Below are 14,954 nucleotides of genomic sequence, written 5' to 3' on the forward strand. Positions count from 1 at the left end.
TAGCTTCAGGAAAAAGTATAGTTTGTTCCAAACACAGTCGGGTAGTATCGACTTCCGGCTTTCTGTGGATTATGCTTGTGTTTAGACTTTCTTTGTAGAGGAGCCTTCCGTCCATGTTCATTGGCGCATACAGTCAGATTCCCCATGGTTCTTCACCCCAGGCATTCAAGAGGGTGGTGGACTGTGCGCTGAAGCCCCTCCTTACTCATCTGTATCAGAAGCCTTGGGTACGGCTGCATCTTTATCTTTCCGGTGCATTGCTGGAATGTCTCGATGACAGCTATCCCGAAATCAACATGCTGATTGTTGACCTGATCAAGAAGGAACAGCTCGAATTTCTCACCGGAGGATATTACCAACCGGTCCTCCACGTTCTTCCTGCAAAAGAAAGGTCCCTCCAGATTGAAAAAATGACCACGTTGCTCCGTAAACGCTTCGGAAAGAGAGCGCGTGTCCTCTGGTGCTACAACCAGATATGGAACCCCTCCTTGGTCAACACCATGAAAATGTGCAGTCTGGATGCTGTAGTCATTTCACCATTCGATGCACTGGGAGGCAAGACAGGCACGGAAAAACCATTTCGCATGCAGGAGATGGGTAAGTTCATAAAAGTATTTCCTTCCGATGACGGAATTTCTTATGCGGTACGCCAGTATGCTGACGGACAGACTGACATTGAAATGCTGAAACGCAGTATGAAAACATCGCTCGCTTCACATCCTGACGCCTTTGCCATGATTAACATTGACCAACTCTGCCAAGGAGCCGCCCAAATGGTTCCACGGGATGATGAGCATGTCTGGAATGTCTTTGAAACCGTTTTTTCTCTTTTCCCGGAGGAAGTACAGAGTGATCAGGGCAAGACACAGCTGTATGCGCTGGTTGAAAGACCGGAGGAGCCGCTTCCCTTGGGATACTTACCCAGTGGATGGTATGGGCGTGATGCCTCCATTGAAGGAGTCAGGGCGTTCAATGACCTTCTGGTGCAAGACAACACGGTCAATTACCTGCACGCCCGCCTGCTTACGCTTACAGAAATTGTCCGCGCATACAGAAAGAACCGTGATGTCAGGAAATATGTTGAAGCCCTGCTTGAGAAAGCATCAGGCTCCGCAGCCTATATCAGAGATTCTGCGGGAGGGCCTTATACCGGCGGACTGCGGAAATACTGCTACCGTCACATCAGCGCGGCAGAACAACAGCTGATGAAACAGCCTGACATTTCTTTTCCATTCCAGCAGGACGTGGATTACGACGGCATGGACGAATACCTCGTATCAGGAAAAGTAATCAGCGGAGTGCTTCATGCCCGTGGAGGTTCCCTGTGTGAACTGATTCATCTTCCCAGCGCATGGAATTACGCTGATACTGCGGGAGTTCCCGCCAAAGATTCGACCTCCGCTGTTCCCGGATTATTCCAGGACTGCCTGCTTCTCAATGGTGCGGAAGTGGAAAAACCGGACGCTCAGGCTTCAAAAGACATCATCCGCCTGGCAAACCACATATACGATATAACCGTCGTCGATAAGAAGAACACGGAGTTTCTTGCGTCCTGTACATACCCACTGAAACCGGCAGGAAATGTCATCTTCATAGAAAAAAGATATAAGTTCAGGACAAATGCCGTCATCGTGACCATCCGCCTGAAGAATGAAGGCCAACGCCAGCTTGTCTTCAAACTGGGGGAACAGGTGAATCTGACCCTGGGACAACACGGAGGCACTGTTCCTGTATTTTCCATTTCACGTGAAAGCTCGAATATCATTCCTTCCGGGACGATGTCAAAGAACCACAAGAGCATACGGATACTTGATGAAGAAAACAAGACGACCTTATCCCTTGTATCCGATGCGCGTTTTTCAATCTTCCATCAAGATTTCTCCGTTCCGGTGAATACCTTGCTTGGTTTCCATGAGGAATATCAGTATACTGAACTCATGCCTGTCTGGAATGTCGATCTGCCTTCCGGCGCTGAGATGACCTATATGCTGGCATTGAAGATAGAACGTTAAGATCTCGATACACAAGGAGTCCTTATGTTTTTGCAGAATAAAAGCAAATTTGAAGAAATAAAAGAAGAAGCATACACCGTATGGAGGCGTCTTTGACTCAACGGGAATAGAAAAGCAGATACAAGAGCTTGAAGCCAAGACCACGCTGCCTGATTTCTGGAATGACAAGGAGAAGGCGGAGAAGACCTTCTCTGATTTATCTTCGTTGAAGGATTCATTCTTTCCTTGGCGTGACTTGAAGAAAAGGATAGATGATGTCGGTGACCTCATTGACTTGTACGCTAATGAGGATGATGAATCCCTTGTCCAGGAACTTGATTCACAGATTCTGGATATTGAGAAAGAGTTTCATCCGCTCAAGGTCAAGACGCTCCTGTCCCAGCGTTTTGACAAGAACGATTGTTTCCTGTCAATTCACGCCGGAGCTGGCGGGACGGAAGCCAGTGATTGGGCGGCCATGCTGATGCGCATGTACCTGAGATGGTGCGAGCGTAATGGTTTCAAGAGCGAAATACTGGACATGCAGGAAGATGAGGGCGGTATAAAGAGTACGACAATCAGGGTATCAGGGCAGTATGCCTTCGGATATCTCAAGGGAGAGGCGGGCGTTCATCGCTTGGTGAGGATTAGTCCCTTCGACTCCCAGAAGCGGAGGCATACATCGTTTACGTCGGTCTACGCGTCTCCGGTCATCGACGATGAGATTGAAATTGATATCAAGCCGGAGGACATCCGTCTGGACACCTATCGTGCCGGTGGTGCCGGAGGACAACATGTGAACAAGACTGATTCGGCAGTGCGCATCACCCATTTTGAGTCCGGGATTGTAGTGCAGTGTCAGAATGAACGCAGTCAGTTCATGAACAAGGAAGTTGCTTTCAAGATGCTCCGGAGCCGTCTGTATGAGTATTATAAGGAAAAACAGGAACAGGAGCACCAAAAGACTGCCATAGCAAAAAAGGGCATTACATGGGGAAGTCAGATTCGTTCCTATGTCTTCCAGCCGTATACGATGGTCAAGGATCACCGGACGAACTGTCAGGTCGGTAACATACAGGCTGTCATGGATGGCGACATCGATGATTTCATTGAACAGTTCCTCCAGTGGGATGGAAACACGCCAGTCGAAAGCTAAGGAGCTTTATGAAGCGCGTCATTGGAAAAGCATATATGTTGCTCATGCTCATGCTCATCATGGGATGCGGAGCTGGCGGCTTGCTTTTCGCAGCCTCATCGTGGCGCGTAGGCTATTACGCCGTCACAAAGGAGACGTCGCGGGCGGCTTCTGATGGATTGTGGTTCAAAGACATGCTTTTTTCCCTTGAGCTTGTCAGGGAAAATATCACCCCTGCCGGGCAGTCATGGCACAGTCTTCTGACTGAGCTTTCCCTGAACCGACAACATGCCGCGGCTCCAGGAAAAACTGACGCCAAGGAATATATCCCCGCTGAAATGACGGCGTTACCTATTGAATTTGTGGAACTGCCGGCTTCTGCTATTCTTACGCCGTTGTTTCTTGAGGGAGGACAGGAGTTCCTTGATGTCGTAATGAGGCGTGCCGGTCTTGACGGACTGCTGGTCGTCCAGTCTCATGGAGAAGAATTTATTTCACGGTTGACGGTGTACTATGTGGAAGTTCAGAAAATCGTGATACAGGGGCAAGGGGAAGATACCGCGGAACCGGTGGCGGGTGTGGGTACGTATACCACGGTGTATGATACTTCATTTCCTTCTTATGCCCGTGCGGCCAACCGTGATGCCGTGTTCCGACCGGTGGTCACTGCGCTTTCCGGTCTGGACAGAAGTTTTCTGACGTTGCTGGGGTTGCCTGCTGAAGGGGGAACTCTCGTTGTGGACGGACAGGTTGCGACGGAAATATTCGAGAATACCTTTGCCATTGTTCCGGGTATCCACGATATTCAGGTTGATGCTTTGGGTTTTGAACCATATGTTGGTTCCGTCACCGTATTCCCTGATGCTGCCGTACCTTTCCAGATATCCATGGTTCCCCGGTATGCGGGAGCCGCGGTGATATCTTCACTCACCGGAGATGTACACTGGGTATTGAACGGCAAGGCACAACCAACCTCTTTGCCAGTGTTTCTGCCGGAAATCAACGTCCCTCTGTCTCTGGCGGTGTACAAGGATGGTTTTTTTCCATTTTTCTGGCAGACGACACAACCACAACCCTATCTTGCCGTTGATCTCCGTCCCGCGTGGATGACGCAGGATATTGTAGAAATTCGGCAACGGGGATACTATCAGTCCATGGCTCGTCTGCTGGCATCCATCGGGACATACATCGGTGTTGGTGTCATCAAGGATATGATGACACCGGCAAACGGTCTGGTTCCTCCTGTTTGGCGGCTTGTCGATACTGTAGCGACTGGTGCTGTCGTGCTGACATTGGTTGATTTCATAGGGGAACTCCTGTTGTATGGAAACAGCGTCCAGCCTGAAATGATTTTCTGATGATGAGGAGCCCGGAATGTTCAAAAGTCTTGGTATGAAGCTGAAAGCGCTTTTTGGCGCAAAGACATATGATGAAGGTTTTTTTGAAGAACTTGAGGATACTCTTATTGAGTCCGACCTTGGTCCCCGTCTTTCCATGGAGATATCTGACATGGTGAGACAGGAAGCCAAGTCCGGAAAACTGAAGACACATGCTGATTTCCTACGTTTTGTCAGTGATATCCTGAAAGAAAAAGTAGCTCCGTGGGTTTATCAGCCTGCGTCATCTCCCCAGGTTTTTCTTGTCCTTGGAGTGAACGGAGTCGGTAAGACTACCACCATCGCCAAACTTGCCTATCATTTTCATTTACAAGGTAAGAAAGTCCTTCTGGCTGCCGCCGATACATTTCGGGCAGCCGCCGCTGACCAGCTTGAGCTGCATGCCGAGAGGATAGGTGTGCGGATTGTGCGACAGGCTGATGGCAGTGACCCCGGCGCGGTGGTCTATGATGCGATTACCAGTGCTCAGGCGCGTCATGAGGACATCATCCTCGTGGATACAGCGGGGCGTATGCATAATAAGGAAAATTTACTTCGTGAATTACAGAAAATTGATAAGATCATCGCAAACAAGAATATTTCGGCTGACAGCTATAAGAAGTTCCTCGTCCTTGATGCAACGACCGGACAGAATGCCTTGAGCCAGGCTGAGCTGTTTCATCAGGCGGTGAAACTTGACGCTGTCATCCTGACAAAATATGACAGTGCTGCGAAGGGCGGAACTGTCATCCGGATAGGGGAAAAGCTCGGCTTGCCGATTGCTTATGTCGGTACAGGAGAAAAATATACTGATCTTGAGAGTTTCAACGCCGAAAAGTTCCTCTCTGACCTTGTCAGTCTGTAAGTAAGGAAGGAGTTGCCTGTGATGCCGGTGGGTCGGATAACGTGGAGATATGCTTTCTCACGGCAGAATCGGCATCGCGTCACGGCTGTCCTCCTTGCTTTCGGCATCTGTTGCGCCATGACAGCGCTTGTCCTGGTTCTTGCATTCATGGATCAACTTCAGATGATGCGTTTTGATGATATCAAGATTCTTGATTCGTATTCCCTCCATGTCGTTCCTGACGACACATCACGTGACGGGGCAATGAATGCGCTTTCCATGCTTTCTGAAATTGAAGGAGTGACGAAGGGAATCCTTTTCTCGGAAATTCCCGCAATCGCCTATACCGGCGATGGCGGTGGGAGGCTGATGAGGATTCGGGCTCTTGATGAAATGGGTTTTGCATACACGCAGAATGGGAAAAGCATGGAAATTTATGCTGGAGCGCAACCAGCGGCTGACGCTTCAATCCCGGAAATCCTTGTTTCATGGGAGCAGCTGCAAAACGTAGCCATGGGGGGGACACAGGTGATGCGCGTGACAGTCCTTGCCAGAGGTCGGACAAGTGCCGCCGTACCACGGGATTTCACGGTACGTCCAAGCGGAATATTCTCCTCCGCATTGCCGGAATTCAATTCGTCAGTCATGTTCATGTCGTTGGAATCATTGCTTGCTCTCGTTCCTTCTTCATCTGTACGGATTGGCCTTGTGGTCGATGAGACAAAAGTGACGAGCCAAGCAATGGCATCGTCCATCCGTGCTCTCCATCCCTCATGGCAGGTGATGACGTGGCAGGAACAATATGCATCGCTCTATGGCGCCATGATGCTTGAAAAAGGAATGATGACCATAATGATAGGCTTCCTGATGCTCGTCATGGCTTTCATGCTTCTCCACGCATCACGAAGACTTCTCCGTGACAAGCAGAGGGAACTTGCAATGCTTGAAGTAATTGGATTCGGACGGAGCAGTCTCCTTACGATATCCGTGCTGCAATCCCTCTGTGTCGCGGCCTGCGGGCTTATTGGCGGATTCCTGCTTTCCCATGTGCTGGCATTGACATTCCCATCGTTGCTTTCCGGCATAGCGACGCTTTCCCGCGGACTGACGGGATATGCGCCGGCTATCCTGACACTGCCGCTTATCCTGAAGGTGGACGTTGTGTTCTACGCGTTTTTTTCCTGTGCCGTGCTTGGGGTGATATCCTTGTTCTCGTTCCTTGCCGCCAGGAAACTTATCTCCCGGAACATCATGGAGAGCATACTGCATGACACATTCTGAAAAAGATATCCTGAAATTTGACAATGTCACCAAGTCATATCCTCTGCCGGACAATTCCAAGGGCAGGGTGATGGTATTCGAAAACATCACCTTTGGAATTGAGAAAGGTGTAAGCGTTGCTATCACAGGCAGGAGTGGCAGCGGGAAAAGCACTTTCCTCCATGTCGCAGCCGGACTTGCTTCCCCTGACAGTGGAACTGTCCTGTATAAAGGAGAAGATATTGCGGCTTTCTCATCTCAGAAGACAAGCAAGTTTCGTTCCACTGATGTCGGTTTTATTTTCCAGGCAAATTACCTCCTTACGGATTTCACTGCTTTGGAAAACGTCATGCTTGCCGCGCAGGCGGCTGGAACTTCTGAAAGGAAAGCCCGGACAAGGGCGCAGGAACTGCTTTCCTATGTCGGCCTGTCCGATCGGCTTTCCCACAAGCCATCTGAACTGTCAGGCGGAGAGATACAGAGGGTCGCCATGGCACGGGCAGTGATGAACAAACCAAGCATCATTTTTGCCGATGAGCCTACCGGCGCCTTGGACGAGGAAAATGCCGCTATGGTGGAACAGATGCTTTTCTCCTTGGTAAAGGAGGAGAATCTAACACTTTTTCTGGTAAGTCATGATGCTGTCCTGTCAGAAAAATGTGATCGCCGCTATCTCCTTTCTCGCAGAAACTTGGAGCGACTTTCATGATTCGGATGCTTGTTTCGCGGAGAGTCGGAACCCGTACGACAGCGCCTGCAAGACTCCGGCAGATTGTGCGCATGATGCCAGTTGTCCTCACGACAGCCTTGGTAGTCGTTGCCCAGCTTTTTGTCTCCGGAATGATTGAAGGTATAGTGCGTAAATATACATTGGTCTCCGATGGTACATATACGATTCGTAGCAATGGTTCCGAACCTGTGGATGTCCCGTCATTGGTCAGGAGTGTCCGTTCCGACATCAGGGAAATCGTTCCCGTGATTAACGGAGCTGCCTTGGCGTATGCGGGTGATGAGGCCGTTCCGCTTCGACTCAAAGGCGTGGATACAGAGACTTATTTTTCAGGCGAAAGAGCAGAGGCAATCAATTTTCACGGAATCCGAACTACTGTCAGTGGAGCCGCTTTGCCCTTGCTGCTCAGTAAAGATACTGCTGCTGAACTCGGTGTCGGAACAGGCGACCGGCTGACACTCATGTTGATTCCAGATGGCACGCGGACTGCCGCCAGACCAGTACTGGCCGCCGTCGTTGCTGTTTTCTCTACTGGCTATAGTGAACTTGACAAGAGAATAGCTTTTGTCGAAGCCAAAGATGCCCGGAAATATTTTTCCTCACCGTCCGCTGTTGTCTGGGAAATCGTGACAGATTCCCCTGTATCCTCTCATATCCAGAATCTCATCCAGAACGAGCTTCCTGCCTCATATGAAGTGGTATCTTTGAAGGAAACACAGCCTACGATTTTTGAAAATCTTCTCGTGAGTCAACGTACTTTGACTCTTGTATTCGTTCTCATTGCCATATTGGCAGGATATTTTGTTTCTACGATTGGTCAGGAATTCATTCAGGATGATCGGTCGGCAATCGCCACTTTGAAACTCATGGGATTCCCCCGTAGGGAAATATCATGGACGTATCTTGTCATGATCATAGGAATGACCAGCGTCGGTCTGGTCACAGGTATTTTTATTGGCTGGATCATTGCCTTGGCAACAAAACCATTGCTGCTCAATCTGTCCACGGCAGGGATACCGGCCTTATCCCAATACCTGCTTGATTTTACTATCAGCATTTCAGTGGTCGATGCGCTCATGGTCTTCATTGTATTCTTGGCGGTATCCGTACTGAGCGCGCTCTTGAGCATCCGTCGTGTCCAAGATATCATGCCTCTTGATTAGCCCTTCTTGATTAGCGAAACGTGGGCAGATAGGGGCAGTGGTATTTTTCTTGTAAAAGAGTTATAAGAAGGTATGAATTTCGAGATATTTGTACTTGGAACCAGTGGCATGATGCCACTGCCCGGACGCTTTCTTACCAGTGCGCTCCTGCGCAGGGAAGGGGAACTGTTCCTTTTTGATTGTGGAGAAGGTACCCAGGTCACGCTGAAGATGCTGAACCTGAAATGGAAGAAAATTAATTCAATTTTTATTTCACATATGCATGCCGACCATGTAACAGGTCTTCCCGGCATCCTGATGCTTTCAAGTCAGGTTGAGAGAGACACCCCGCTGTATATCTACGGTCCGCGGAAACTCAAGGAATATATCGAGGCAAACAGACGTATCCTGGACATGTATATCAATTATGAGATCATTGTCATTCCTGTAGAGCCAGGACGCATCTTTGAGACTGATGAATATTTTGTCGAGGCTTTTGAGCTGAACCATACAAAACCCTGTCTTGGATATTCTTTCATAGAGAAGGAACGTCCAGGGGAGTTCAATCCGGAAGCTGCCGCCACGCTGGGAATTCCCAGAGGGCCTCTGTGGGGACAGCTTCAGAAAGGGAATACAGTAACCCTGGAGGATGGCAGGGAAATTCATCCTGATGCTGTCATGGGGTTGCCACGGGGAGGGCGGAAGTTTTCCTATGTGACGGACTCTCTTTACTTTCCTGCAATTGCCGAACATGTGAAGGATGCTGATTTCTTCCTTTGTGAAGGGATGTTTGAAAATGCGCTGGAAGCAAGCGCCGTGGAAAAGAAACACATGACAGCTGTCCAAGCTGCCCGTATTGCCCACGATGCCCATGTGAAGAAAATGGGACTTTTTCACTATAGCCCACGGTATACTGACAAGGAAATCAAGAAGTTGGTCGAGGAAGCGCGCGCCGTTTTCCCGCGAACGATTCATACAAGGGATCGGATGTGCTTTACCATCCCTCTGCCACAGGATTAGAGGGCGCGGATGGACAGCTTCTTATGGTTACGTAAGGCCAACTACTATTCAACAATCATGTAGATCTCTCTTTTCTTTACCCTTTAGGAATAGCAATCTTACCGAAGTGACTGAACAAACAAAAAGAACCGTCAGCAGGATATATCTCCGGACGGTTCCTTTTGCTATGTGTAGGGGCAGTGAAACTACTGGATGAAGGTGACACCGTTGTCAAAAGAAGCATCCAGTTCAGCGGTTTCAGCTTCCGCGTACAGGTACTCTGCGTCAATATCTCGTCCAGCACGGGAAGCAAGACCAATCTGGAATTCGATTCCCGGCAACTGTTCACGCAAAGAATCAAGAAGTGCCAGCAGATAGGAACGGGCATCCTCCTCTGTGTACAAGGAGAAGATCAAGGCGACCTTGCCATTTTCCAGTTCATATGCAAATGCAGCTTCAAGTGTATTCTTCAAAAGGATGCTGACGATATCTACATGATTGCCGCCTGTGAACGCAATGACAGCAAGGGAAATATCATAATCAAACCTGATTGCATCCGCCAATTCTTTTTCAAGGACGGAGTCAAAGGTATCTTCGAAAGTCGGCAAAGTAGCAATTATGCCAGTTCCCGTCTCAATAGGGCCGTGGGCATAGATTGTCATGCCGGGAGGAATGACTCTGGCTTCGGCCGGATTGGGAGTCATCAGGGGAACGGATACCGGTTCAGAAAGCAAGGGAGGTGTAATGGAACGGACGGGGGCTTCCAGTGCGGCAGCGGGTGCTGAACTTTTTGTGGAAGTTGCCACCGGATCATCACCAGGCATAACATAGAGTGACTGGTCATAAGAGTTGGGAGGGAGTTTGTCTTCCGCGGAAATGCCTCTGTCTTCCTCACGGCGACGGGCGATTAGAACACCAATTTCAATCATTGCAAGTCCAATCAGCAGAGGAAACAATTTTATTAAGACCGGACGGACATCACCAAGTTCGATCCCTGACGCAGGAAAAATGTACGTGACTACACCGTATGTCACAACGGCAAGTGCTATTATCGTCACCAGCAATGTCAGGAAAATGCGTTTCCCGTAATGTGTAGTTTCGGCCATTGGATCTACCTCCGCAAGAAAACAATTATATAGGAACTTTACACAACTTATACAGTTGTGTACAGTCAATTGTAATAGCAAGCAATAACTATGACAAGAAAATACCTTGTATCATTTACAATAAGCTTCATCATTCTTGTGTCATTAGGCATAGGAATCTTTGGCAAACATGGAGTCATTAGCAACAGAATTCTCCGACAAACGCTTGAGGATAAGCTCTATGCAGAGGAGATGCTTCGTCTTCAAGTCGAGGAGTTGGAACGTACGGAAAAAGAAGTTTCACAGGGCGATGAGCTGAAGGATGTTGCTTTCCGGTTAGGGTACACCATGGACGGTGACACCGTTTATTATTTTTCCGAACCAGATGTCTTTGACCCCTTGGAGGATGATAAGAACGAGGTGAACAGCCAAGACGGAGGAAAAGATTTTTCTGGTCTTTCCTTCGGTGTCATTTCAGCGATAGCCGGGGGGATATCACTGGCTGTGATTGCCACAATGATGCTTGCCGGAAAAAGACGTAGTTTCCGTGATGACGACATTGGCTGGAAGAAGCTGCCAGGAGACGGTCAAAGGGAGAAATATGACGATTATTTTTAATTCAATGACGAGGAACGGATGCCATGGAGCATGAATTGGTGATAAGCCGACAGGATGAAAGGAGTGCGGAGGTGGTAGTGCAATGTCTGCTTGCCGACCATGCTGTCATACTTCCTTGTGATACTATCTACGGGTTGTCAGCCCGTGTCCCCCAAGGAGAAAATCTCCTCAGGGAAATCAAAGGACGCAGCGCCGACAAATCTTTCTTGGTTCTCGCCACTCTGGAGATGGCCCGCAGCTTGTCGGGCGGACATCTGCCGCCTGGACTGGAGGAAATCTGGCCGGCTCCTTTGACTGCAATCGTCAATACACAAGATGGCGGCACCATAGGCATCCGGGTTCCTGATGATGTATTCATACAAAAAATCTTGGAAATGGTTGGCACTCCTATCTATTCGACAAGTGTCAACGTCTCTGGGGAGAAAGCAATGCTTTCATTTGACGAGATTTTTTCTCATTACGGTATGGATGAACGCATTGCCCTGTTCGTCATAGGTTCATCGTCTGTCGGTACCACCATGGCTTCGACAATCGTTGATTGCACGGTTCGTCCGTACAGAATCCTGCGACAGGGTGCCTATGACGCGACTACCCTGATTAGGGAATAATTTTCCGCGCTTCGATGTAATATCGTTTTTCCTCGGCGTGTCCCATGGAGAAGGTCTTTCTGGGTAGAACCTTATCCATTCGTATTGACGGGAAAAAAGAACTTTTTGCTATGTCAGGCAAAATGAGGCCAATGTTTCCTGCCTGAATCCCCAGCTTGATTGTTGCTTCCTCCCCATGTATGTAATCAACCTCGGCTTTCCCGGAAGATAGCAGGGAATCAATGGTCAGTTGTACCGTAGCGGCACTTAAGGATGTCTGTGGGTCATGTACGATGCAGAGTTCTGAATCCGTGGAAGAAATCATGCCGAAGACTTGTCCGCTTCCTTTGTAGGATTGAACGGACCTCCTGACTTCTCCAGGCAGTACGACAGGCCGAAGTTCATAAGAACCGCAAAGAGATGACAGGGCATGGAGAAAGTCGTTTTTGTCGCATGAGAAAAGGACTCTATGGATTGGCTCGAACTCAAGCGCGGGATCATGGATGTTCCCCAGTTCAACAAGCGCCCATCGGGAAGGATGGAATAGTTTTTCCGTGTCAGAAAGAGTTTTCTTTATATCCTCCCAGCAGTTTTTGGCTGTGGCCAGGCTGTGGTTCCCGTCTCCGATTGCATAGAGCAGGGGATTGGATGGATCGAGCGATGTTTTCAATGCCAATAATGCATCAGCTATGCTTTCCATGTCATCCACTGCCGAGACTTTCCATCCCCGGACATGACCGCCGCCCGCCATGAGGTGAAAATCATATAGGGGGGCATCATGACTACACGTGTTGTAAACCGGCTCTATGACCGAACAGGAAGGATCGTCAATCAGAACCAAAATATGTGGTAGTTCAAGAGGCGCGCCCATCCTTATCTTCTTGCGTGGCGGAATGCGGGAGAGGATGGTTCCTTCCGTCGCCCGTACCAGACTCACTGAAGTTGGGGAATAGTCGTATGCTTCCAAATCCAAGGCAGCGACCAAACCGAGCCGCAGCGCACCTGACTTCATCTGCCTTTCCACCAGGATGAAGGAATCCTCCACCGTGGTGAAAACTCCCTGATCAAAGTATGTGTTCATTGCTTTATGAATCAAAGCAATCTGTTCCTCATTGCCTGCTTCCGTCAGATAACATTCCGGAAGTGACATGAACAAGGTACTGGGAGCGTTTCCGATGAATGAAAAGGCACGTTCCCAATATTCTTTTTCTGAAGTAAACTGGTCACAGGCGATGACAGCCCATTTTTCCATGTTTATCTCCGGATTGGGCAACAGGATTGTAGTGGGTCTGATGGCGACGTCTTCAAGTTTTTCATGGTACGTGGCGGTCATATGGAGGCTCCTGAAAATGGGGCAGTGATACAGGGATTGTAGGAAAAAGGGATGGACGATACAAGGGATGCGCAAGGGATGAAGGATGAAATGGCAGCTATTCTGATTGCCGGAGGGGAAGCTCCTTCCTTTCTTCCGTGGAAATCCGAGGATTTGGTCGGTATGCGGGTCGTTGCGGCTGACAGTGGATGGGATACTGCTCTTAGGTTAGGCATTCCGGTCAATCTGCTGGTAGGGGATATGGATTCCGTGACTGACAGGGATATCCCGTCCAGTGTGGATGTGCGTCGGTTTCCTGTAGCCAAGGATGATAGTGATACGGCACTTGCATTGAAGGTCATCACCCATGAATGGCGGGCTGACGTCTGGCATCTTGTCGGTGGAGGAGGTGGGAGACTTGATCATCTGGCGGATATCTTTACCTTGTTCAGGACATACGGGCCTCCCGTGTCGTGGCATACTGCACATGAAAAACTCGTACTGGTGACATCCGAGGCTGCCATTGACGTATCATCCCCCGGAGCCAGGGTTTCCCTCATTCCTGCATGGGGGGATGCCCGTTCTCACGTGACAACACGTGGTTTAGCATGGGATGTGCAGGATTATCCTGTGAATGCAGGCAACATAAGTCTGTCGAACATCTCACATGGCACCGTCTTTCATGTTTCAGTCACAGGGGATCCTGTCTTTGTTATTACGGATATCACTGATATCAGGAACCAGGCACGGGATATACACTGAATTGGTGCATAAGCATGCACCATATACCTATTTGGTGTATAGGCATTGTCGCCCTGACGGTTTGATGCTACCATGGTGCCATGCTGAAACTACGGCGTATACTGGCAATCAGTAGCCAACTGCATACATATCTTCTCATTGCTGACGTGACGGTATTCTGTATGCGTTTCATCCTCCCTTCATGGGATGCGGAACTACAGATTATCCAGGCTTTTCGTACCTATAACGCTATTCTTGGATGGACAGGAATCCTGTTCGGCATATTCATCATATGTGGTTCAATCTTGGCCTATGCGCGTGATGAGGTGAATATCGCTCATCTGCTTGTTCCTGCAATCATCAAGACGGTCATTTTCTTCGCTGTGTCATTTTTGTCGGGTCTCATCAATTCTATCGTCCAGGGCGGTGTCATCATTGTATGAGGGAGGATGAGGGTATGCAAAGTCCGACATATACAGCCTTGCGCGGAGCAATCCAGGTTGAGCATGATGTGCCTGAAGATGTTGACAACGCAGTAAAGCGTCTGTTCAGTGAGCTTTTGCTGGTCAATGCAATAGACGAGACTGACATTGGTATGATTTTCTTCACGATGACATCTGATCTTCATTCCCGCAATCCTGCGGCTTCACTGCGTAAGTTTTTTCCGAAGGTTTCCACGACTGCCTTGTTCTGTATGCAGGAAGCTGAAATTGACGGAATGTTGGAAAAAGTAATACGCATCCTTATAGTCACCACGTATCCTCTTGGTCGTCATGGAGAAAATGTGTACATGGATGGTGCGCGTGTCTTACGACCGGAATTTGCTCGCTGAGGGATGTTGACACATTACGTCCATCCCCCGTATAGTACGCATCGTACCTTTTGCCACCTTAGCTCAGCTGGCCAGAGCACGTGACTTGTAATCTCGGGGTCGTCAGTTCGAATCTGACAGGTGGCTTTTGATTTTGAGAGGTAATTCATTTAATTGTAATGAGTTGCCTCTTTTTTTATGCTCTTTTCGTACCCATTTCTGTACCTTTTCCCCCTTTACCGACACACACAGCATTGCGCCCAGAGTATGACCATAGGACGCCAGAGAGAATATTGGAGCAATTGCAACCGGTGCGGGCGATA

Annotated in this window: 15 protein-coding genes and 1 tRNA gene; 14 read left to right on the plus strand and 2 right to left on the minus strand. The window is 49.0% G+C overall.

What is annotated here, in order from left to right; all coding sequences use genetic code 11:
- Positions 1 to 113 precede the first annotated feature (113 nt).
- The 8 genes from SPICO_RS02710 to SPICO_RS02745 all read left to right on the plus strand — a co-directional run bounded on the left by SPICO_RS02710 (position 114) and on the right by SPICO_RS02745 (position 9,498).
- Positions 114 to 2,012 carry an alpha-amylase/4-alpha-glucanotransferase domain-containing protein gene (locus SPICO_RS02710; protein WP_013739160.1) on the plus strand — a complete coding sequence of 633 codons (1,899 nt, stop codon included), beginning with the start codon at positions 114 to 116 and terminating at the stop codon, positions 2,010 to 2,012.
- Positions 2,013 to 2,036: 24 nt separating this feature from the next.
- Positions 2,037 to 3,147 (plus strand): peptide chain release factor 2 gene (prfB, locus tag SPICO_RS02715; RefSeq protein ID WP_013739161.1). Its coding sequence is split into 2 segments (ribosomal slippage): positions 2,037 to 2,105 and positions 2,107 to 3,147, totalling 1,110 coding nucleotides; the frame shifts between segments, so codons are not numbered across the junction.
- 8 nt (positions 3,148 to 3,155) lie between these two features.
- Complete coding sequence (locus tag SPICO_RS02720; protein WP_013739162.1) at positions 3,156 to 4,484, plus strand: hypothetical protein; 1,329 nt, start codon at positions 3,156 to 3,158, stop codon at positions 4,482 to 4,484.
- A gap of 16 nt (positions 4,485 to 4,500) precedes the next feature.
- Complete coding sequence (ftsY, locus tag SPICO_RS02725) at positions 4,501 to 5,367, plus strand: signal recognition particle-docking protein FtsY (protein WP_013739163.1); 867 nt, start codon at positions 4,501 to 4,503, stop codon at positions 5,365 to 5,367.
- 21 nt (positions 5,368 to 5,388) lie between these two features.
- The gene (locus tag SPICO_RS02730; RefSeq protein WP_013739164.1) at positions 5,389 to 6,627 is read left to right on the plus strand and encodes an ABC transporter permease; all 1,239 of its coding nucleotides are present in this window, start codon (positions 5,389 to 5,391) and stop codon (positions 6,625 to 6,627) included.
- Positions 6,614 to 7,315, plus strand: a complete 702-nt coding sequence (locus tag SPICO_RS02735; RefSeq protein WP_013739165.1) for an ABC transporter ATP-binding protein — start codon at positions 6,614 to 6,616, stop codon at positions 7,313 to 7,315. Before SPICO_RS02730 ends, SPICO_RS02735 begins: the two co-directional genes overlap by 14 nt.
- Entirely contained in the window at positions 7,312 to 8,499 is a 1,188-nt protein-coding gene (locus tag SPICO_RS02740; protein ID WP_013739166.1) for an ABC transporter permease, read from the plus strand. Before SPICO_RS02735 ends, SPICO_RS02740 begins: the two co-directional genes overlap by 4 nt.
- 72 nt (positions 8,500 to 8,571) lie before the next feature.
- A complete protein-coding gene (locus tag SPICO_RS02745) occupies positions 8,572 to 9,498 on the plus strand; it encodes a ribonuclease Z (protein ID WP_013739167.1) in 927 nt (308 codons plus the stop codon).
- Between the two features lie 185 nt (positions 9,499 to 9,683).
- Here SPICO_RS02745 and SPICO_RS02750 read toward each other — a convergent pair whose 3' ends face one another.
- Positions 9,684 to 10,583, minus strand: coding sequence for a hypothetical protein (locus SPICO_RS02750; RefSeq protein WP_013739168.1), 900 nt, complete (start codon positions 10,581 to 10,583; stop codon positions 9,684 to 9,686).
- A gap of 90 nt (positions 10,584 to 10,673) precedes the next feature.
- On the opposite strand from SPICO_RS02750, the gene SPICO_RS02755 reads away from it, so the two are divergent.
- Positions 10,674 to 11,180, plus strand: coding sequence for a septum formation initiator (locus tag SPICO_RS02755; RefSeq protein WP_013739169.1), 507 nt, complete (start codon positions 10,674 to 10,676; stop codon positions 11,178 to 11,180).
- 23 nt (positions 11,181 to 11,203) lie between these two features.
- Complete coding sequence (locus SPICO_RS02760; RefSeq protein ID WP_013739170.1) at positions 11,204 to 11,788, plus strand: L-threonylcarbamoyladenylate synthase; 585 nt, start codon at positions 11,204 to 11,206, stop codon at positions 11,786 to 11,788.
- On the opposite strand, the gene SPICO_RS02765 is transcribed toward SPICO_RS02760, so the two are convergent.
- The gene (locus SPICO_RS02765) at positions 11,778 to 13,100 is read right to left on the minus strand and encodes a DUF1015 domain-containing protein (protein WP_013739171.1); all 1,323 of its coding nucleotides are present in this window, start codon (positions 13,098 to 13,100) and stop codon (positions 11,778 to 11,780) included. The genes SPICO_RS02760 and SPICO_RS02765 overlap by 11 nt on opposite strands.
- A gap of 51 nt (positions 13,101 to 13,151) precedes the next feature.
- On the opposite strand from SPICO_RS02765, the gene SPICO_RS02770 reads away from it, so the two are divergent.
- The 4 genes from SPICO_RS02770 (at position 13,152) to SPICO_RS02785 (ending at position 14,778) form a co-directional block, all read left to right on the plus strand.
- The gene (locus tag SPICO_RS02770; protein ID WP_013739172.1) at positions 13,152 to 13,841 is read left to right on the plus strand and encodes a thiamine diphosphokinase; all 690 of its coding nucleotides are present in this window, start codon (positions 13,152 to 13,154) and stop codon (positions 13,839 to 13,841) included.
- Positions 13,842 to 13,921: 80 nt separating this feature from the next.
- Positions 13,922 to 14,263: a hypothetical protein gene (locus tag SPICO_RS02775; RefSeq protein ID WP_013739173.1), complete on the plus strand. Its 342-nt coding sequence runs from the start codon at positions 13,922 to 13,924 to the stop codon at positions 14,261 to 14,263.
- A gap of 14 nt (positions 14,264 to 14,277) precedes the next feature.
- Entirely contained in the window at positions 14,278 to 14,652 is a 375-nt protein-coding gene (locus SPICO_RS02780; RefSeq protein WP_013739174.1) for a chorismate mutase, read from the plus strand.
- A gap of 52 nt (positions 14,653 to 14,704) precedes the next feature.
- Positions 14,705 to 14,778 (plus strand) — tRNA-Thr (locus SPICO_RS02785).
- Positions 14,779 to 14,954: the final 176 nt, after the last annotated feature.

This window comes from Parasphaerochaeta coccoides DSM 17374, assembly GCF_000208385.1.
Lineage (GTDB): Bacteria > Spirochaetota > Spirochaetia > Sphaerochaetales > Sphaerochaetaceae > Parasphaerochaeta > Parasphaerochaeta coccoides.

Bases quoted from the DNA above. Each gene is read 5' to 3' on its own strand.
- SPICO_RS02710 (WP_013739160.1), top strand. From the start codon at position 114: ATGTTCATTGGCGCATACAGTCAGATTCCCCATGGTTCTTCACCCCAG.
- SPICO_RS02720 (WP_013739162.1), top strand. From the start codon at position 3,156: ATGAAGCGCGTCATTGGAAAAGCATATATGTTGCTCATGCTCATGCTC.
- ftsY (WP_013739163.1), top strand. From the start codon at position 4,501: ATGTTCAAAAGTCTTGGTATGAAGCTGAAAGCGCTTTTTGGCGCAAAG.
- SPICO_RS02730 (WP_013739164.1), top strand. From the start codon at position 5,389: ATGCCGGTGGGTCGGATAACGTGGAGATATGCTTTCTCACGGCAGAAT.
- SPICO_RS02735 (WP_013739165.1), top strand. From the start codon at position 6,614: ATGACACATTCTGAAAAAGATATCCTGAAATTTGACAATGTCACCAAG.
- SPICO_RS02740 (WP_013739166.1), top strand. From the start codon at position 7,312: ATGATTCGGATGCTTGTTTCGCGGAGAGTCGGAACCCGTACGACAGCG.
- SPICO_RS02745 (WP_013739167.1), top strand. From the start codon at position 8,572: ATGAATTTCGAGATATTTGTACTTGGAACCAGTGGCATGATGCCACTG.
- SPICO_RS02750 (WP_013739168.1), bottom strand. From the start codon at position 10,583: ATGGCCGAAACTACACATTACGGGAAACGCATTTTCCTGACATTGCTG.
- SPICO_RS02755 (WP_013739169.1), top strand. From the start codon at position 10,674: ATGACAAGAAAATACCTTGTATCATTTACAATAAGCTTCATCATTCTT.
- SPICO_RS02760 (WP_013739170.1), top strand. From the start codon at position 11,204: ATGGAGCATGAATTGGTGATAAGCCGACAGGATGAAAGGAGTGCGGAG.
- SPICO_RS02765 (WP_013739171.1), bottom strand. From the start codon at position 13,100: ATGACCGCCACGTACCATGAAAAACTTGAAGACGTCGCCATCAGACCC.
- SPICO_RS02770 (WP_013739172.1), top strand. From the start codon at position 13,152: ATGGACGATACAAGGGATGCGCAAGGGATGAAGGATGAAATGGCAGCT.
- SPICO_RS02775 (WP_013739173.1), top strand. From the start codon at position 13,922: ATGCTGAAACTACGGCGTATACTGGCAATCAGTAGCCAACTGCATACA.
- SPICO_RS02780 (WP_013739174.1), top strand. From the start codon at position 14,278: ATGCAAAGTCCGACATATACAGCCTTGCGCGGAGCAATCCAGGTTGAG.